The organism is Streptomyces sp. NBC_00094, assembly GCF_026343125.1.
Taxonomy (GTDB): domain Bacteria; phylum Actinomycetota; class Actinomycetes; order Streptomycetales; family Streptomycetaceae; genus Streptomyces.
In genome coordinates this window covers 2,013,153-2,030,552 of the sequence record NZ_JAPEMB010000001.1, presented here as the reverse complement: position 1 = coordinate 2,030,552, position 17,400 = coordinate 2,013,153, and the positions used below count along the sequence as shown (strand labels likewise).

At 71.7% G+C, this 17,400-nt stretch carries 10 protein-coding genes and 1 pseudogene; 5 read left to right on the top strand and 6 right to left on the bottom strand.

What is annotated here, in order from left to right:
* Positions 1-247 precede the first annotated feature (247 nt).
* Together gltB and OG580_RS08750 are read left to right on the top strand one after the other, a co-directional pair.
* The gene (gene gltB, locus OG580_RS08755; protein ID WP_267043069.1) at positions 248-4,819 is read left to right on the top strand and encodes a glutamate synthase large subunit; all 4,572 of its coding nucleotides are present in this window, start codon (positions 248-250) and stop codon (positions 4,817-4,819) included.
* The gene (locus OG580_RS08750) at positions 4,812-6,272 is read left to right on the top strand and encodes a glutamate synthase subunit beta (protein ID WP_267043068.1); all 1,461 of its coding nucleotides are present in this window, start codon (positions 4,812-4,814) and stop codon (positions 6,270-6,272) included. The genes gltB and OG580_RS08750 overlap by 8 nt, the downstream gene beginning before the upstream one ends.
* 232 nt (positions 6,273-6,504) lie before the next feature.
* Here the strand turns inward: OG580_RS08750 and OG580_RS08745 are convergent, their stop codons facing one another.
* The 6 genes from OG580_RS08745 to OG580_RS08720 form a co-directional block, all read right to left on the bottom strand.
* Positions 6,505-6,957 carry a hypothetical protein gene (locus tag OG580_RS08745; RefSeq protein WP_267043067.1) on the bottom strand — a complete coding sequence of 151 codons (453 nt, stop codon included), beginning with the start codon at positions 6,955-6,957 and terminating at the stop codon, positions 6,505-6,507.
* Positions 6,954-7,280, bottom strand: a complete 327-nt coding sequence (locus OG580_RS08740; RefSeq protein ID WP_267043066.1) for a hypothetical protein — start codon at positions 7,278-7,280, stop codon at positions 6,954-6,956. The genes OG580_RS08745 and OG580_RS08740 overlap by 4 nt, the downstream gene beginning before the upstream one ends.
* Positions 7,277-12,517 carry a caspase family protein gene (locus OG580_RS08735; protein ID WP_267043065.1) on the bottom strand — a complete coding sequence of 1,747 codons (5,241 nt, stop codon included), beginning with the start codon at positions 12,515-12,517 and terminating at the stop codon, positions 7,277-7,279. The genes OG580_RS08740 and OG580_RS08735 overlap by 4 nt, the downstream gene beginning before the upstream one ends.
* Positions 12,518-12,610: 93 nt before the next feature.
* Positions 12,611-13,582, bottom strand: a complete 972-nt coding sequence (locus OG580_RS08730; protein WP_267043064.1) for an alpha/beta hydrolase — start codon at positions 13,580-13,582, stop codon at positions 12,611-12,613.
* The gene (locus OG580_RS08725) at positions 13,579-14,301 is read right to left on the bottom strand and encodes a glucose 1-dehydrogenase (RefSeq protein ID WP_267043063.1); all 723 of its coding nucleotides are present in this window, start codon (positions 14,299-14,301) and stop codon (positions 13,579-13,581) included. The genes OG580_RS08730 and OG580_RS08725 overlap by 4 nt, the downstream gene beginning before the upstream one ends.
* Complete coding sequence (locus OG580_RS08720; protein WP_267043062.1) at positions 14,298-15,428, bottom strand: LLM class flavin-dependent oxidoreductase; 1,131 nt, start codon at positions 15,426-15,428, stop codon at positions 14,298-14,300. The genes OG580_RS08725 and OG580_RS08720 overlap by 4 nt, the downstream gene beginning before the upstream one ends.
* 111 nt (positions 15,429-15,539) lie before the next feature.
* Between OG580_RS08720 and OG580_RS08715 the strand changes: the two genes are divergently transcribed.
* The 3 genes and pseudogenes from OG580_RS08715 to OG580_RS08705 form a co-directional block, all read left to right on the top strand.
* Positions 15,540-16,142, top strand: a complete 603-nt coding sequence (locus tag OG580_RS08715; RefSeq protein ID WP_267043061.1) for a PadR family transcriptional regulator — start codon at positions 15,540-15,542, stop codon at positions 16,140-16,142.
* A complete protein-coding gene (locus OG580_RS08710) occupies positions 16,133-16,852 on the top strand; it encodes a VWA domain-containing protein (protein WP_267043060.1) in 720 nt (239 codons plus the stop codon). Before OG580_RS08715 ends, OG580_RS08710 begins: the two co-directional genes overlap by 10 nt.
* A 107-nt stretch (positions 16,853-16,959) precedes the next feature.
* A pseudogene (locus OG580_RS08705) lies at positions 16,960-17,343 on the top strand (VOC family protein); the annotation flags it as partial.
* Positions 17,344-17,400 lie beyond the last annotated feature (57 nt).

Here is a 17,400-nt window from a genome sequence, read left to right as displayed (position 1 = left end):
GTGACGGACCGCCGGAAGCCCGGAGATCATCCGGCTCCCCCCGGTCCGTCCCCCGCGGAACAGCCCCCTGTTCCCGCACCCCACAGGTGAGAACACACCACCACTGCGTGTCGGTGGTGTCCGCATGCTGGAATGAGCTATCCACTTCGCGAGAAGCCAGCCATCATGTAACCTGCACGAAATTTCGCGGAGGGCCAACGTCGTCCCTCGGCATCTTGCATATGCCAATACGACGACGGGAGAGCCGATGCGTTCCGACGCCTGGTCGCCCATGGACGGTCGCCCCGCTCCGCAGGGGATGTACGACCCCCGTAACGAACACGACGCCTGTGGTGTCGGGTTCGTGGCCACCCTCACCGGTGTAGCCAGCCACGCGCTGGTCGAGCAGGCGCTGACCGTACTGCGCAACCTCGAACACCGCGGCGCCACCGGCTCCGAGCCCGACTCCGGAGACGGCGCCGGCATCCTTTTCCAGGTCCCGGACGCCTTCCTCCGCGAGGTCGCCGGATTCGAGCTCCCCGAGGCCAGCGCGTACGCCGTCGGCATCGCCTTCCTCCCCGAGGACGGCACGGACGAGACCGTCTCGAAGATCGAGACGATCGCCGCCGAAGAGGGCCTCACCGTCCTCGGCTGGCGCGAGGTCCCTGTCGCCCCCGAGCTGCTCGGCGCCTCCGCCCGCTCCACCATGCCGGTCTTCCGCCAGGTCTTCGTGGCCGACGGCGAGAGCACGGGCATCGAGCTGGACCGCAAGGCGTTCGTGCTGCGCAAGCGCGCCGAGCGGGAGGCCGCGACCTACTTCCCGTCGCTCTCCGCCCGCACCATCGTCTACAAGGGCATGCTGACCACCGGCCAGCTGGAACCCTTCTTCCCGGACCTGTCGGACCGCCGCTGCGCCTCCGCCGTGGCCCTGGTCCACTCCCGGTTCTCCACCAACACCTTCCCGAGCTGGCCGCTGGCCCACCCGTACCGCTTCGTCGCCCACAACGGTGAGATCAACACCGTCAAGGGCAACCGGAACTGGATGACCGCCCGCGAGGCCCAGCTCGACTCCAAGGTCTTCGGCGAGGGCAAGGACCTCTCGCGGATCTTCCCGGTCTGCACCCCGGACGCCTCCGACTCGGCCTCCTTCGACGAGGTCCTGGAGCTGCTCCACCTCGGCGGTCGCTCCCTGCCGCACGCGGTCCTGATGATGGTCCCGGAGGCGTGGGAGAACCACGAGTCCATGGACCCGGCCCGCCGCGCCTTCTACCAGTACCACTCCACGATGATGGAGCCCTGGGACGGCCCGGCCTGCGTCACCTTCACCGACGGCGTCCAGGTCGGCGCGGTCCTCGACCGCAACGGTCTGCGCCCCGGCCGCTACTGGGTCACCGACGAGGGCCTCGTCGTCCTCTCCTCCGAGGTCGGCGTCCTCGACATCGACCCCGCCAAGGTCGTCCGCAAGGGCCGCCTCCAGCCCGGCAAGATGTTCCTCGTCGACACCGCCGAGCACCGGATCATCGAGGACGACGAGATCAAGGCCGGTCTCGCCGCCGAGAACCCGTACGCGGAGTGGCTGGAGACCGGCGAGATCGAGCTCTCCGACCTCCCCGAGCGCGAGCACATCGTGCACACCCACGCCTCGGTCACCCGCCGCCAGCAGACCTTCGGCTACACCGAGGAAGAGCTCCGCGTCATCCTCGCCCCGATGGCCCGCACCGCCGGCGAGCCCCTCGGCTCCATGGGCACGGACTCGCCGATCGCGGCCCTGTCCGCCCGCCCGCGGCTGCTCTTCGACTACTTCACCCAGCTCTTCGCGCAGGTCACCAACCCGCCGCTGGACGCCATCCGCGAGGAGCTCGTGACGAGCCTCCGCTCCTCGCTGGGCCCCCAGGGCAACCTGCTCGACCCGAACTCCGTCTCGTGTCGCAGCGTCACCCTGCCCTTCCCGGTGATCGACAACGACGAGCTGGCCAAGCTCATCCACATCAACGCCGACGGCGACATGCCCGGCATGAAGGCCGTGACCCTGTCCGGCCTCTACCGGGTCTCCGGCGGCGGCGAGGCCCTCGCCGCCCGCATCGAGGCGATCTGCGCCGAGGCCGACACCGCGATCGAGGGCGGCGCCCGCCTGATCGTGCTCTCCGACCGGCACTCCGACGCCGAGCACGCGCCGATCCCGTCGCTGCTGCTCACCTCGGCCGTCCACCACCACCTCATCCGCACCAAGCAGCGCACCAAGGTGGGTCTGCTCGTCGAGGCCGGTGACGTCCGCGAGGTCCACCACGTCGCCCTGCTCATCGGCTACGGCGCCGCGGCGGTCAACCCGTACCTCGCCATGGAGTCCGTCGAGGACCTGGTCCGCGCCGGCACCTTCATCGAGGACATCGAGCCCGAGCAGGCCATCCGGAACCTGATCTACGCCCTCGGCAAGGGCGTCCTCAAGGTCATGTCGAAGATGGGCATCTCGACCGTCGCCTCCTACCGCGGCGCCCAGGTCTTCGAGGCCGTCGGCCTCGACGCCGGCTTCGTCGCCACGTACTTCAACGGCACCGCCACCAAGATCGGCGGCGCCGGTCTCGACGTCGTCGCCAAGGAGGTCGCCGCCCGCCACGTCAAGGCGTACCCCGTCTCCGGCGTCCCCTCGGCGCACCGCGCCCTGGACATAGGCGGCGAGTACCAGTGGCGCCGCGAGGGCGAGCCGCACCTGTTCGACCCGGAGACCGTCTTCCGCCTGCAGCACGCCACGCGCAACAAGCGGTACGACATCTTCAAGCAGTACACGGAGCGGGTGAACGAGCAGTCCGAGCGCCTCATGACGCTCCGCGGCCTCTTCGGCTTCAACGCTGGTGTCGATGGCCGTTCGCCGATCTCCGTCGACGAGGTCGAGTCGGTCAGCGCGATCGTCAAGCGGTTCTCGACGGGCGCCATGTCGTACGGCTCCATCTCCCGCGAGGCGCACGAGACCCTCGCCATCGCCATGAACCAGCTGGGCGCCAAGTCCAACACCGGTGAGGGCGGCGAGGACCCGGACCGCCTGTACGACCCGGCGCGCCGCTCCTCCATCAAGCAGGTCGCCTCCGGCCGCTTCGGTGTCACCAGCGAGTACCTGGTCAACGCGGACGACATCCAGATCAAGATGGCGCAGGGCGCCAAGCCCGGCGAGGGCGGCCAGCTGCCCGGCCACAAGGTCTACCCGTGGGTCGCCAAGACGCGTCACTCGACGCCCGGCGTCGGCCTGATCTCGCCGCCGCCGCACCACGACATCTACTCCATCGAGGACCTGGCTCAGCTGATCCACGACCTCAAGAACGCCAACCCGGTCGCCCGCATCCACGTGAAGCTGGTCTCCGAGGTCGGCGTCGGCACGGTCGCCGCCGGTGTCTCCAAGGCCCACGCGGACGTCGTCCTCATCTCCGGCCACGACGGCGGAACGGGCGCCTCCCCGCTGACCTCCCTGAAGCACGCGGGCGGCCCCTGGGAGCTCGGCCTCGCCGAGACCCAGCAGACCCTGCTGCTCAACGGCCTGCGCGACCGGATCGTCGTCCAGACCGACGGCCAGCTCAAGACCGGCCGCGACGTCGTCATCGCCGCGCTGCTCGGCGCCGAGGAGTTCGGTTTCGCGACCGCGCCGCTCGTCGTCTCCGGCTGCGTCATGATGCGCGTCTGCCACCTCGACACCTGCCCGGTCGGCATCGCCACCCAGAACCCCGCCCTGCGCGACCGGTTCTCCGGCAAGGCCGAGTACGTCGTCAACTTCTTCGAGTTCATCGCCGAGGAGGTCCGCGAGATCCTCGCCGAGCTGGGCTTCCGCACCCTCGAAGAGGCCGTCGGCCACGCCGAGCTGCTCGACACCAGCCGCGCCGTCACGCACTGGAAGGCGCAGGGTCTCGACCTGGAGCCGCTCTTCTACGTGCCCGAGCTGCCCGAGGGCGCGGTCCGCCACGCCCTGATCGAGCAGGACCACGGTCTGGAGAAGGCCCTCGACAACGAGCTGATCGAGCTCGCCGCCGAGGCCCTGGGCGCCGCCTCCGCCGAGGAGGCCCAGCCGGTCCGCGCCCAGGTCGCGATCCGCAACATCAACCGCACGGTCGGCACCATGCTCGGCCACCAGGTGACGAAGAAGTTCGGTGGCGCCGGCCTCCCGGCCGACACCATCGACATCACCTTCACCGGCTCCGCCGGCCAGTCCTTCGGCGCCTTCCTGCCGAGCGGTGTCACCCTCCGTCTGGAGGGCGACGCCAACGACTACGTCGGCAAGGGCCTCTCCGGCGGCCGTGTCGTCGTCCGCCCGGACCGGGGCGCCGACCACCTGGCCGAGTACTCGACCATCGCGGGCAACACCATCGGCTACGGCGCCACCGGCGGCGAGCTGTTCCTGCGCGGTCGCACCGGCGAGCGCTTCTGCGTCCGCAACTCCGGCGCCCTGGTCGTCTCGGAGGGCGTGGGCGACCACGGCTGCGAGTACATGACCGGCGGTACGGCGGTCGTCCTCGGCGAGACCGGCCGCAACTTCGCGGCCGGCATGTCCGGCGGCGTCGCCTACGTCGTCGACCTCGACCGGGACAACGTCAACTCCGGCAACCTGGGAGCGGTCGAGACCCTGTCGGACTCCGACAAGGTGTGGCTGCACGATGTCGTGCGCCGCCACCAGGAGGAGACCGGCTCGACGGTCGCCGAGAAGCTCCTCGCCGACTGGGACGCGAACGCGGACCGGTTCAGCAAGATCATCCCCACCACGTACAAGGCAGTGCTCGCCGCCAAGGACGCCGCTGAGCTCGCCGGTCTCTCCGAGACCGAGACCACCGAGAAGATGATGGAGGCGGCGACCAATGGCTGACCCCAAGGGCTTCCTGACCACCGGGCGCGAAGTCGCCAAGACCCGGCCGGTGGGCGAGCGAGTCAGAGACTGGAACGAGGTCTACGTTCCCGGCTCCCTGCTGCCGATCATCAGCAAGCAGGCCGGCCGCTGCATGGACTGCGGCATCCCGTTCTGCCACAACGGCTGCCCCCTCGGGAACCTGATCCCCGAGTGGAACGACTACGCCTACCGCGAGGACTGGTCGGCGGCGCAGGAGCGCCTGCACGCCACCAACAACTTCCCGGAGTTCACCGGCCGTCTGTGCCCGGCTCCCTGCGAGTCGGCGTGCGTGCTCGGCATCAACCAGCCGGCCGTCACCATCAAGAACGTCGAGGTCTCCATCATCGACAAGGCCTGGGACGGGGGTGACGTCAAGCCGCAGGCGCCCGAGCGCCTCTCCGGCAAGACCGTCGCCGTCATCGGCTCGGGCCCGGCGGGTCTCGCCGCCGCCCAGCAGCTGACCCGGGCCGGCCACACCGTCGCCGTCTACGAGCGCGCGGACCGCATCGGTGGTCTCCTCCGGTACGGCATCCCCGAGTTCAAGATGGAGAAGCGGCACATCAACCGCCGCATCGAGCAGATGCGCGCGGAGGGCACCAAGTTCCGCACGGGCGTCGAGATCGGCCGCGACATGCCGGCGACGGCGCTGCGCAACCGGTACGACGCGGTCGTCATCGCCGCCGGCGCCACCACCGCGCGTGACCTGCCCGTCCCGGGCCGCGAGCTCAACGGCATCCACCAGGCGATGGAGTACCTGCCGCTGGCGAACAAGGTCGTCGAGGGCGACTTCGTGGCCCCGCCGCTCACCGCCGAGGGCAAGCACGTCGTCGTCATCGGCGGCGGCGACACCGGCGCGGACTGCGTCGGTACGGCGCACCGCCAGGGCGCGGCCTCGGTCACGCAGCTGGAGATCATGCCGCGACCGGGCGAGGACCGGAACGCCGGCCAGCCCTGGCCGACCTTCCCCATGCTGTACAAGGTCACCTCGGCACACGAGGAGGGCGGTGAGCGGGTCTACTCCGTCTCCACCACCCACTTCGAGGGCGACGAGGACGGCAACGTCCAGTTCCTCCACCTCGTCGAGGTCGAGTTCGTCGGCGGCAAGCTGACCCAGAAGCCGGGCACGGAGCGCAAGATCCCCGCCCAGCTGGTCACGCTCGCGATGGGCTTCACCGGCACGGACGTGGAGAACGGTCTGGTCGCCCAGTTTGGTCTGGACCTGGATGAGCGGGGTAACATCGCCCGTGACGCGGACTTCGCCACCAACGTCGATGGCGTGTACGTCGCCGGTGACGCGGGTCGCGGCCAGTCCCTCATCGTGTGGGCCATCGCCGAGGGCCGCTCTGCCGCCCGTGGCGTGGACCGCTACCTGACCGGCGCGAGCTCGCTGCCGGCCCCGATCCGCCCGACGGACCGTTCGCTGACGGTCTGATCCCGCCGGATCACCCCACATACGTCCCGTACAACGACGTGCGGAACTGAGCGCGGCGCCCCCCGAATGTCCCCGACCGGACGACTGGGTGGGCGCCGCGGTGCGTGTGGTGCGGGCGCGCGAGTGTCCGCTGTGGCGGAGCCCGGTGACCGAGCGTGGCGCGTGGGGTTGCGGCATGCCTGTCGGGTGCCGGCCGGTGGGTGCTGCGGAGTGTTCGTGGGGTGGGCGGAGGTCAGCTCTTGCCGGGGAAGATCCAGGTGACCAGCGAGGCCGCCGATACCGCGAGGACCCCGGCGAGGCCCATCCAGCGGGCCCAGCCGGTCGTCCGCCGGACCGACTTCGCCCGCTGCCTCTCGTACCGCAGCAGGTACTCCGCACCCGAGGGCAGCTTCCTGCCCGGGCGCTCGTGGACGGCCGAGACCATCAGCCAGGAGGCGGCGAGCAGCAGCAGGAACGCGCCCGCGAGCAGCCCGATCACCCACCATCGCGGGCCGGTCGTCATCTTGCTCAGGTTCTCCTGCCCCTTGAGCACGAAGACGACCGTGAGCAGCCCGGTGAGCGTCGTGAGGAAGTTCCGGTACCCCTCCGCCTGCTGGAGGGCCGCCCTGAGCTGCTCGGGCGGGGTCGCCATGGCGAGCACCCGGTCGTCCGCGTTCCGCAGCTCCTCGTCGGTGAACTCGTTCACAGCGGCAGCCCCTGCGGCGGCGGAGCGAGCCAGAACGAGGCGCCGCAGCCCTTCTCGACCCCGGCGGGCCGGTCCACGTGCCAGGTCGGGCAGGCGCACCGCGCGTACTTCGGCTCGCCGTCGTCGAGGGCGGGCTTCCCGGGGATGACCGGTCCCTTGGTGACGTACTGGACGTCCTCCCAGATCCGGGTGGTCACGCACCGGCACTCGGGACACTCCCCCCTGGCTTCGACGCGACCCTCCCCCCGGGACTCCCAGAGGAACGTGGTGACGGGTGAGGTGACGGGCCTGTTGACGACCTGGTAGCGGGCGGCGGCACTCATGGGCGGGGGCCTCCTGGGGTGGGAAGGGTGAGGTCGAAGAGACGGGAGTATGAGCGGAGCCGGTCCAGGACCTCGGACTCGGAGAGGTCCGTCTCCTCCACGCAGAGGAGTACGTGACCGGGGTCGACGACTCGTTCGACGGCCGGCGCGCGGCCGGTCAGCCGGGCGGTGAGCACGATGACGTCCCGCCAGTCCGGCACCAGGTCCCGCTCGTCCCCGACGGGCTCCTTGACGGTGACGTCGAGCCCGAGACACCGGAAGGGCGCGTACCGCTCGTACGCCTTCCCGAGCGTCCAGCCGAACCGGCCTGCGACGAGGACGAGTTCGAGCGGCCCGAGAACGCCGGGCCCGAGGAGCCCGGGGTCGAAGGCGGCCAGGTCGAAGTCGTCGGGGCTGAAGTCCTCCAGGGCGTCGGCGTCGGGGCCGGTGAAGGGGCCGGGGAGGGCGGGGCCGCCGACGGGGAGGAAGGCCTGGGCGGTGCGGACGGTGGCGCCGAGTCCCTTGCGCGCGTACCTGGCCTGCTCTGTGAGGTTCTGGCAGGTGAGTGAGGCACGGAACGCCATCGGGCCGTCGTGTGTCTGCTCGAAGAGTGCTTCGACCTCTGGGCCAGGGGCCAGTGCCTCGATGGGTTCCGGCAGAGGGACGGTCTTCAGGGGGAGGGGCAGGGAGAGTGTCGCCAGGCGTTCGACCTGGGCGACGAGTGTGCCCTTCTCCTGGGCGGCGATCTGGGCGAGCGGCTCCACTCCGAGCCCATGTACGTCAAGGTTCCATCGACCGGTCATGAAGTGCGAGTACCCGTGAACCACGTTCAGGAGCCGGTCGACGAAGGGATCCAGTGCGCTGATCTGCTCGACGTTCGCTTCGACGAGGGCGCGGCAGCCGGGAGCGAGAACACCGCACGCGTCCAGGTTCCGGACATCCCGGCGCAGGGTGGCGAGCTCGGTCTCGGCGTCGGCGTGACGCATCGTCGCGGCGAGGCGCCAGGGGCCGAGCAGGCCCGGTGTCTCGCCTTTCCCGGGCAGCAGGTCACCGACCCAGTGGGGGACGGTCCAGTCGGCGACCTCGTCGGTGACGGGCGGTGCGGACACGGCGGTGGCGGCGGTGAGTTCGTTGATCTGCTCCACCACTCGGCCGACGGGGATGCGCATGCCTTTGGACCGCTTGAGGACGTCGAACACGGTGAGGTCCTCGTTGACCCACGGTGGTTCACCGTCCGAGTTACGGGAAAGGAGACGGCGCTCGTCGCCGGTCAGAGCGCGGTGGTCGAGGGTGGCGCCGGAGACTCCCGGCCCCAAGGAGAACCCCAGCTCCCGAAGCTCGTCGATCCGCTCGACGAGCTGTTTGCGCAGTTCGACGCCGGGGGCGCGCACCAGGAGGTCGACCGGGTGGATGACTCCCTCCTGCCAGGCGTGCCCCCTCCTCTCCGTGACCAGGGTGACGGGGGCGGCGAACGTGGCCGCCTCCGTCTCGGGGACGCCGCTGTCGGAGAGCTGAGGGATGATCTCCCATCCCGGCATGGGAACACTGTTCGTGAGCTCTTGTGCCGAGGCCAGAACCGCGTTCAGCGTGAGGTCGTGAGCCGCCGCCACCGGAAGGAGCGGGGCGAAACCTGCCGGGCGCGGTCTGCGGTCGTGAGGATCTGGGCGCGTCGCGTCGGCGTACGCGGTGTAGAGGTCGGCCATGAGCTCGGAGGGGAACATGGTGTCGAGCGCGCGGCCGTCATGGGTCTCGGGCACCTGCACACCCGAGATGGCGTATCGCCGCTGGGTTCGTAGGGCCGCCGCGAGGGACTGTCCGGCGAGCGCCGCCGCCCGCAGGGGGGCGGCGTAGGAACCGTCGGGTACGGACCGGTCGAAGAGCAGAGCGTCCAGACCGAGGGCTGAGGGGTACCCCGATGGTGAGAACGGTCCACTCGCGTCACGGAGCATGCCCAGCCGGGAGTTCCTCCATCGATCGAACAAGTGGCTTTCGTAGGGACGCCTTTCGCCGAAGGTGCGCGCGAAGCGGTTCTGCCGGATGGACGTTCCGTCGATGGGGAGGCATCCCACGTCTCGTAGGGGAAACGTCGAGGATGTCAGGCTGCGCTCGGTGTGCGTCGGGTGCAGGACCCCCACCGCCTCCTCCCCCAGCGAGTCGAACACCTCCACCGCCAGCTTCGGTTCGCTGAGCGCCAGGTCCCACAGCCATCGCAGCGACACCTCCTCGAAGGAGCCGACGGCCTCGGGTACGGCGGTCAGGAGGCGGTGTTCCACGCCCTCCCGGTCGTAGCCGATGAGCCCGTTGCGGTCCACCGTGGGCACCGGCTGGTCGCGTTCGCGCAGGTTGACGACGTAGCCGTCGACGGCCGGGGCGTTCTTGATGACGACGCCGTCCAGGAGCAACTGGCCCTGGCCCTGGACGAGCCAGGCGTCCTTGCCCGCGCCGACCGGGCGGGCCGGCCAGTCTCCCGAGGCCTGGAGCTTGCCGGGGGTCCACTCCTCCGACCGGATCCGGTTGCCCTCGCGGTCCCGTTCCACCGCCGTCACCCGGTGGTCGCTCACCCACAGCAGCTTCCGCAACGTCTCCACCAGCGACGGCGGGGTCTCGCCGTCCGCGCTCAGGTAGAGGCGGACGACGGTGCCGCCGCCCTGGGGGGCGCTCGTGGTCTCACGGATCTCCAGGAGGCCCGAGCCGGACTGGATCGTGGCCTGGAGCGGGGCCTCGGTACGGGACGGGTTGCCGTACAGGTCGATGGTGCCGGTGGTGACCACGACCTCCTCCGCCAGCATGAAGTAGCTGAACACCCCGATGCCGAAACGGCTGTTGAAGGGGATCGGCTCGATGCGGGCGCGCCGCCAGTTGCGGCGCTCCTGGACGAAGTCCGGGTCCTGCTCGTACCGCTTGCCGGCCCGGGCGAACATGGACGTGAGCTTTCTCCGGCTCATGCCCGTGCCCGTGTCGCGGCACTCGATGTAGGGGCGGTCCTCCTCGTCGTACGCCTGGACGAACTCGATGCCCGGCTCCTGGTCCTGCGCCCCGCACTTCTTCAGGCGGCGGCCGTACTCGACGCGGAGCTGCCGGTGGCGGCAGGCGTCCAGGGCGTTCTGGTAGAGCTCCCGTACGGCGAGCATCTTGTCGCCGTACAGCTGGGTGCCCATGAGCAGCGGGCGGATCTCGTCCTCGGCGAGCCGGAAGCGCTCCAGGGGCTCCGTGTAGCGGCGGTCGCGCGGCTTGAGGTACTCGGCGGTGACCCGCTGCGGCAGGCCGCGCAGGAGGTCGGGCGGTGTCCGGCGGGCCTCCTTCCAGCTCTGCCGGAGGGCCCGCACCGAGGCGTCGGCGGTGCCCGCGAGTTCCTCGACGGCCACGTGCAGCGCGGGGTGCGGGCACGAGAAGTCGACGGCGAGGTCGTACTCCTCGCCCGGCCCCGTCCCGCCGTCCGGGGACACGGACTCCAGGTCGAACTCCGCGAGGGCCTCGACGACGGCGGCCGGCGCGAGGGGGCGGTGGGCGCCCAGATGGTCCACGAGCACGCTCGACATGCGGCGCGGGTCGGCGGCGAGGAGCGCCGAGAACCAGAGGAGGTAGGCGAGGTCCCAGCCGCGCCACGTGTTGCCCCGGACCGCCCGCTCGTCGCCCCAGCTCGGCTCCGAGACGTCGTTGTCGTTGATACGGGGGCTGCTGCCGGGGGCGACCGTCATATGGGGGAGCACGTGCCGGACCTGTCGGTCGACGCGGCGGCGCGTCTGCGCCGAGGGCACGGCGGGGGCGTCCTCCGCGCCCGCGGCGACGGCCTCGACGACCCTGTCGAGGAGCCGGTCGAGCGCCGGATAGTCGCCGGTCCGGTCCCAGAGCCGATCCCAGTCGGCGATGAAGCGGTGGCGCAGCCAGTGGTCCGCCGCCGTCGCCGCCTCGGGCAGCCTCCGCTGCCGGAGCGTCTCCGCCGCGAGGCCGACCTGCGAGTGCGCCCGCGAGACGTCCCGCGCCGCGTCGCACACCAGGTCGTCGTGCGGGGTGACGGGCTCCCGCCCCCGGCCGTCCTCGCGCCGGTCGATCCGGTCGGGACGCAGCGCCGCCAGCTCGCTCAGGGCGACGGCGACGACGCCCTCGTGCAGCAGGGGGGCCGCGAGCAGCGCCGCGGTCTCGGCGGGGGAGAGGCGTTCGCGGCCGGTGAGGCCGGCGGCCTTGACGAGGTGACCGAGGCGGGCCACGACCCGGACCGGGTAGTCGGGGTCGCTCCACGGGGTGGCGAGGGCCGAGTCCGTGCCGAGGCGGCTCTTGGCGACCTCGCGCGCCAGCTCGTCGAGCCGGACCTTGACCCGCTCGTGCGCGGCGGGGTGCGAGGTGTGCTGCCAGAGTACGGACTCGGTGACCGCCTCGGTCCAGCGCTGGGTCTCCTCGGAGCCCCGGCACAGGACCAGCCCCTCGTCGAAGCCCTTCGGGACGGTGGGCTCGACCGTCGGCGGCGGTTCCGCCAGGTGGGCGGTGAGCCGCTCGACCCGTCCCTGTACGAAGGCGTGGACGTCCTTGAAGCTCTCCGGCGGGCTGTGCGGGGACAGGGCCTCGGAGAGGGCGATCCCGAAGTAGCTGCCCTTCTCCGGGTCGGCGTAGGCCTGCTGTCCGCTGCCGCAGGCCCGCAGCCAGGCCACGTCGCGGTAGGCGGAGTTCACGACGGGTGTCTCGTGGGAGCCGGTGGCGGAGGGCGGCTGTTCGGTGCGGCAGATGTCCAGGCAGACGACGACCGTGACGCCGGTGGGGAGGACGCCGAGCAGCGCCTCGGGGGCGGTTTCGAGGATGGTCTGGGAGATGAACGAGCCGTCGGCGCGGGGCCGCGCGTCCGAGGTGAGCAGGTACTCGCGCTCGCCGACGGTCACTCCGTGGGCGGAGACGTAGAGGAACGCCGTGTCCCCGGCCTCGCAGGAGAGGAGGAAGTCCTCGACGGCCCGCACGATCGAGCCGACGCCCGTGTCCCGCCGATCCGGGTGCTCGTGGCCGGGGTGGAGCGTGACGACCGTGTAGTCGGAGTCGGCGAGGGCCGCGCGGACCAGCTCGACGTCCCGGTCGACGAAGCCGAGCCGGGGGAAGCGCCGGGAGAGGACGGGGTCGTCTTCCAGGAGTTCGGTGTGGCCCACGCCGATGAGCAGCGCCCGGCGTCGGCCGGTGGCGGGGGCTTCCGGGGGTGTCTCCTCGGCCGTGTCCGAGGTCCTGTCCCCGGTCGCGTCCCCGGCCGTGTCCCCGTACCTGGCCGTCGTCGTGCTCACCCGTACCCCCAACTCCCTTGTGTGGCGCCCCGGAACGTCCATGATTCCAGAACACCCCGCCCGATCAGGGGCCGTTGGGACGATCTCCCGGGCTCACCGGAGCAGCGTCCTCAGCCACGCCGCCGCCGCGTCCAGCGCCCCGTCCGCCTCCGGCAGCAGTCCCGCCCCGCCGAGGAAGCCGTGGAACACGCCCGTGTGGAGCTGGACCAGGGTCGGCACCCCCGCGGCGGAGAGGCGGCGGGCGTAGGCCAGGCCCTCGTCGCGGAGCGGGTCGCAGTCCGCGAGGACGAGGAGGGCGGGCGGGAGCCCGGAGACGTCGTCCGCCAGGCCGGGGGAGGCGGCGGCGGGGTCGCCGTCCGGGCCCAGGTACTGCTGCCAGTACCAGCGCATGTGGGCCGTCGTGTGGAAGTGGCCCTCCGCGAAGACGCGGGCCGAGTCCCCGTCCAGGCGGTGGTCCAGGACCGGGTAGACGAGGAGCTGGCCGGCGACCGGCGGGCCGCCCCGGTCGCGGGCGCGCAGGGCCGCGGCGGCCGCCAGGTTGCCGCCGCTGGAGTCGCCCGCCAGGACGAGGGGACGCCCGGGGTAGGTGCCGGCCGCCCATTCCAGGACGGCGTGGACGTCGTCCTCCGCCGCCGGGAAGCGGTGTTCGGGTGCGCGGCGGTAGTCGACGGAGACGACGGTGGCGCCGGTACGGGAGGCGAGCGCGCGGCACAGGCGGTCGTGGGTGTCCAGGTCGCACAGGACCCAGCCGCCGCCGTGGGCGAAGACGACGACGAGCTCGCCGTCCGTACCCCCCTCGGCGCCTTCGTAGAGGCGGACGGGGACGCCGTTCGCCGAGGCGGCGGGCGCGGCAGGGGCCTCGCGCACGCCCGCCCGGGCCGCCGCCCGCAGCGCCGCCACGCCCGCCTCGGGCCGGGGGAAGGCCGCCGACATGGCGTCGCAGAGCGCGCGCGCCGCAGGGGTCAGGGGGGCGGCAGGGTAGCGGTCTCCAGGGTGGTGTGCGGGAGGACGGTGGTCGGCAGGGTGGTCGTCGGCAGGGCGGCGGGCCGGAGGTTCGGTCGTCATGCCGTGAGACCTCCGTCCACCGTGAACTCGGCGCCCGTCACGTACGAGGACGCGTCCGAGAGGAGGAAGGCGACCAGCTCCCCGGCCTCCTCCGGCCGGCCCATCCGGCCGAGCGGCACGTGCGACCAGTCCTTCCCCGAGACCGCCGCCGTCATGGGGGTGTCGACGGCGCCCGGGTGGACCGAGTTGACGCGGACGCCGTACGTCGCGAGGTCGCGCGCCGCGGAGCGGGTGAGGCCCCGCAGCCCGAACTTGCCCGCTCCGTAGGCCGCGTGGCCGGGGACGCCGACGAGGCCTGCCGTGGACGACACGTTCACGATCGAGCCGCCGCCCGCCTCGCGGAGGGCGGGCAGCACCGCCTGGATGCCGAGGAACGGTCCCAGCAGATTGACTCTGAGGAGGAGTTCGAAGTTCTCGTACGTCTCCGACTCCACCGGGGCGGTCCGCCACAGGGCCGCGTTGTTGACCAGCCCGTCGATCCGCCCGTACGCGGCGAGGGCGGCCTCCGTCACGGCCCGCCACTCCTCGGCCGACGTCACGTCGTGGCGGACGAAGACCGCCGCGTCGCCCAGCTCCGCCGCGACCGCCCGGCCCTCCTCCTCCCGTACGTCGGTGAGGACGACCCTCGCCCCGGCGGCCACGAGGAGCCTGGCCTCGGCGGCGCCCTGGCCGCGCGCCGAGCCGGTGACGACCACCGCCTTCCCCCGGACCCCCGTCACGAGGACGCCTCCGGGCCGCGGAAGTGCGGGATGACCTTCGCGCCCCACTGGCGGATGGTCTCCAGGCAGACCTCCTGCGGCACGGTCCCCATCTGGATCAGGCACATCACCTCGTCGACGCCGATCTCCCGCAGCCGCTCCACATAGGCGATCGCGGTCGCGGCGTCCCCGTACGCGTGGTCGGTGTTGTACGGGCCGGTGTCGACCGGCCGGGCCGGGATGTCCGCCTCGTGGAGCCGGGCGACCAGTCTCCGCCGCTCCTCCTCCAGGGCGCCCGTGTGGTCCTCGTCCTCCGCGTAGCCGGTGGGCGCGGGTGCGCCGCCGTACCAGTGGGCGATCGACTCGGCGAAGAAGCGCTGGCCCCGGGTGCCGAGCCGGAGGGCGCGGTCGGCGTCGTCCAGGACGATCGTCGGGCAGAGGGCGGAGAAGTGGTCGTTGACCTCGGTGGAGACGAACCGCGATCCGTCCCGGGCGGCGATGGCCTCGTCGTACACCGTGCGCATCGCGCGGACGTCCTCGGCGCCCGCGAACCCCATCACCAGGGCGCCGATGCCGAGTTCGGCGGCCTGCCGGAGCGATTCGTGCTGGGAGCAGGCCATGAAGAGCGGCGGGTGCGGGTGCTGTACGGGGCGGGGCAGGACCGCGCCGGGGCCGATGTCGAGGGAGCCGTGCCACTCGAACTCCGGCTCGCGCCAGGCGGCGGCGAAGATCCGCAGGGCCTCCTCGGTCTGCGGGCGGGGGGTGTCGTCGGGGCGCACCCCGAACATCCGCATCTCCTGGCGGGTCGCGCCCCGGCCGGCGCCGACGTCGAGGCGGCCGCCGGAGAGGACGTCGAGCATGGCGGCGCGTTCGGCGACCCGGACCGGGTGCTGGTAGCCGAAGGGCATGGTGACCACGCCGTGGCCCACGCGGAGGGTGCGGGTGCGGGCCGCGACCCAGGTCAGGAAGATCTCGGACGCGCTCATGTGGGCGTACTGGGTGAGGGAGTGGTGCTCGACCGCCCAGACGCGGTCGAAGCCCATCTCCTCGGCGAGGACGGCCTGTTCGACGCAGTCGTGGATGACCGCGCGTTCGCGTGCGGGGGTGGGGTCGACGAGCTGTGCTTCGAAGATCATGGAGAACTTCAACGGGAGCTCCTCCCAGGGCGGCCGGATGACCTGACGGCCGATCGACTATGCCTAATCGAAATACTTCTAGCAGGCATAGGTGGAGGAGGGAAGGGCCGTAGACTCCCGTCCGTGGACGAGAAGACGGAGGGGGTTCCGGAGCTGCCCGGGCTTCCGGCGACCGGCTGGGCGGTGCTCGGACTGCTGTCCTTCGGGCGGGAGTTGTCGGGCTACGACGTCAAGAAGTGGTCGGACCGGTCCCTTGGCCTCTTCTACTGGAGCCCGTCCTTCAGCCAGATCTACGCCGAACTCAAGCGGCTGGAGAAGACCGGTTACGCCACCTCGCGCCTCGTCGCCCCGGAGACCGGCACGCGCGACAAGCGCGTCTACCGGATCACCGACGAGGGCCTCGCCGCCGTCCGCACCTGGGCCCGCACGGCCCCCCTCGATCCGCCGGTCCTCAAACACGGCCCGATGCTCCGCCTCTGGCTCGGCCACCTCCTCGAACCCGACCGGATGCGCGAGATCCTGACCGGACACCGGGAGTACGCCGAGACCATGCGGCTGCGCGCCGAGGCGGACGTCGCGGAATCCGCGGCGGACGAGGCGTGGGCGTACCCCCGGCTCACCCTCACCTGGGCCGAGCGGTACTACGCCGCCGAGCGCGACCTGGCCGACGCCATGCTCGCGGACATCGAGGAGCTCGAGAAGGAGAAGGGACGCCCATGGCACTGAGCCTGCGGAAGGTCGAGGAGACCGCGCCCGCGCTGGTCAGCCTCTACAAGTCGGCCGGGGACTCGCTCCAGCGACACGGCATGGGCGGGCAGCGGGTCGCCGTCTACCTGGTCGTCGACTACTCCGGGTCGATGAAGCCCTACTACGCCAGCGGCGCCGTCCAGGGCCTGGCCGACCGGGTGCTCGGGCTCTCCGCGCACTTCGACGACGACGGCCGGGTGCCGGTCGTCTTCTTCTCCACCGACATCGACGCCGAGACCGACATCCGGCTCGACGACCACGTCGGCCGGATCGACCGGATCGTCGCCGGGCTCGGCCACATGGGCAAGACGAGCTACCACCTGGCCATGGACGCCGTCATCGACCACTACCTGGACAGCGGCTCCACCGCGCCCGCGCTCGTCGTCTTCCAGACCGACGGCGGACCGATCAACAAGCTCGCCGCCGAGCGGTACGTGTGCAAGGCGGCCCGGCTGCCGATCTTCTGGCAGTTCATCGGCTTCGGCGATCCCGCGAGCCGGCAGTTCGAGTTCCTGCGCAGACTCGACGAGCTGGACGTGCCGGCGAAGCGGCCCGTCGACAACGCGGGCTTCTTCCACGCGGGCCAGGAGCCGGGCCGGGTCCCGGACGCGGAGCTGTACGACCGGCTCGTCTCCGAGTTCCCCGCGTGGCTCGCCGCGGCCCGGGCCCAGGGCATCGTCCGCACCTGACCGTCGCCGGCGTCCTCCGGCCACGGAGGGCAGGGAACTCGCCACCGCCGACCGGGCGTCGGGTATTCCGGTGGTCGACTCCCGGACGTCCGGGGGATCATGACGCCATGACTTCTCTCGTACGACACGTGACCATCGACTGCGCCGACGCCTACGCCCTGGCGAGCTTCTGGGCCGTGGTCCTGGACGCGAAGCTCGCCGACGACGACCGGCCCGGTGACCCCGAGGCGACCGTCGAGTCGCCCGGCGCGAGCCTCCTCTTCATCCAGGTGCCCGAGGCGAAGTCGGTGAAGAACAGGGTCCACCTCGACCTCCAGCCGCAGGATCGCAGCCGCGACGAGGAGGTCGAGCGGCTGCTCGCCCTCGGCGCCACGCTGCTCGACGACCGCCGGAATGAGGACGGCACCGGCTGGGCGACCCTCGCGGACCCGGAGGGCAACGAGTTCTGCGTCGAGCGCAGCGCCGCGGAGCGCGCCGCCACCTCCTGGGCCTCCTGAGTCACTCGTGGGGCGTCCGGAGCAATCCGGACAGAAGCTGTCGGGTATCCG

Excerpts from the sequence above, each read along its gene's own strand:
- OG580_RS08730 (WP_267043064.1), bottom strand. The coding sequence starts at position 13,582 with ATGACGACCGAACCTCCGGCCCGCCGCCCTGCCGACGACCACCCTGCC.
- OG580_RS08710 (WP_267043060.1), top strand. The coding sequence starts at position 16,133 with ATGGCACTGAGCCTGCGGAAGGTCGAGGAGACCGCGCCCGCGCTGGTC.
- OG580_RS08740 (WP_267043066.1), bottom strand. The coding sequence starts at position 7,280 with ATGAGTGCCGCCGCCCGCTACCAGGTCGTCAACAGGCCCGTCACCTCA.
- gltB (WP_267043069.1), top strand. The coding sequence starts at position 248 with ATGCGTTCCGACGCCTGGTCGCCCATGGACGGTCGCCCCGCTCCGCAG.
- OG580_RS08750 (WP_267043068.1), top strand. The coding sequence starts at position 4,812 with ATGGCTGACCCCAAGGGCTTCCTGACCACCGGGCGCGAAGTCGCCAAG.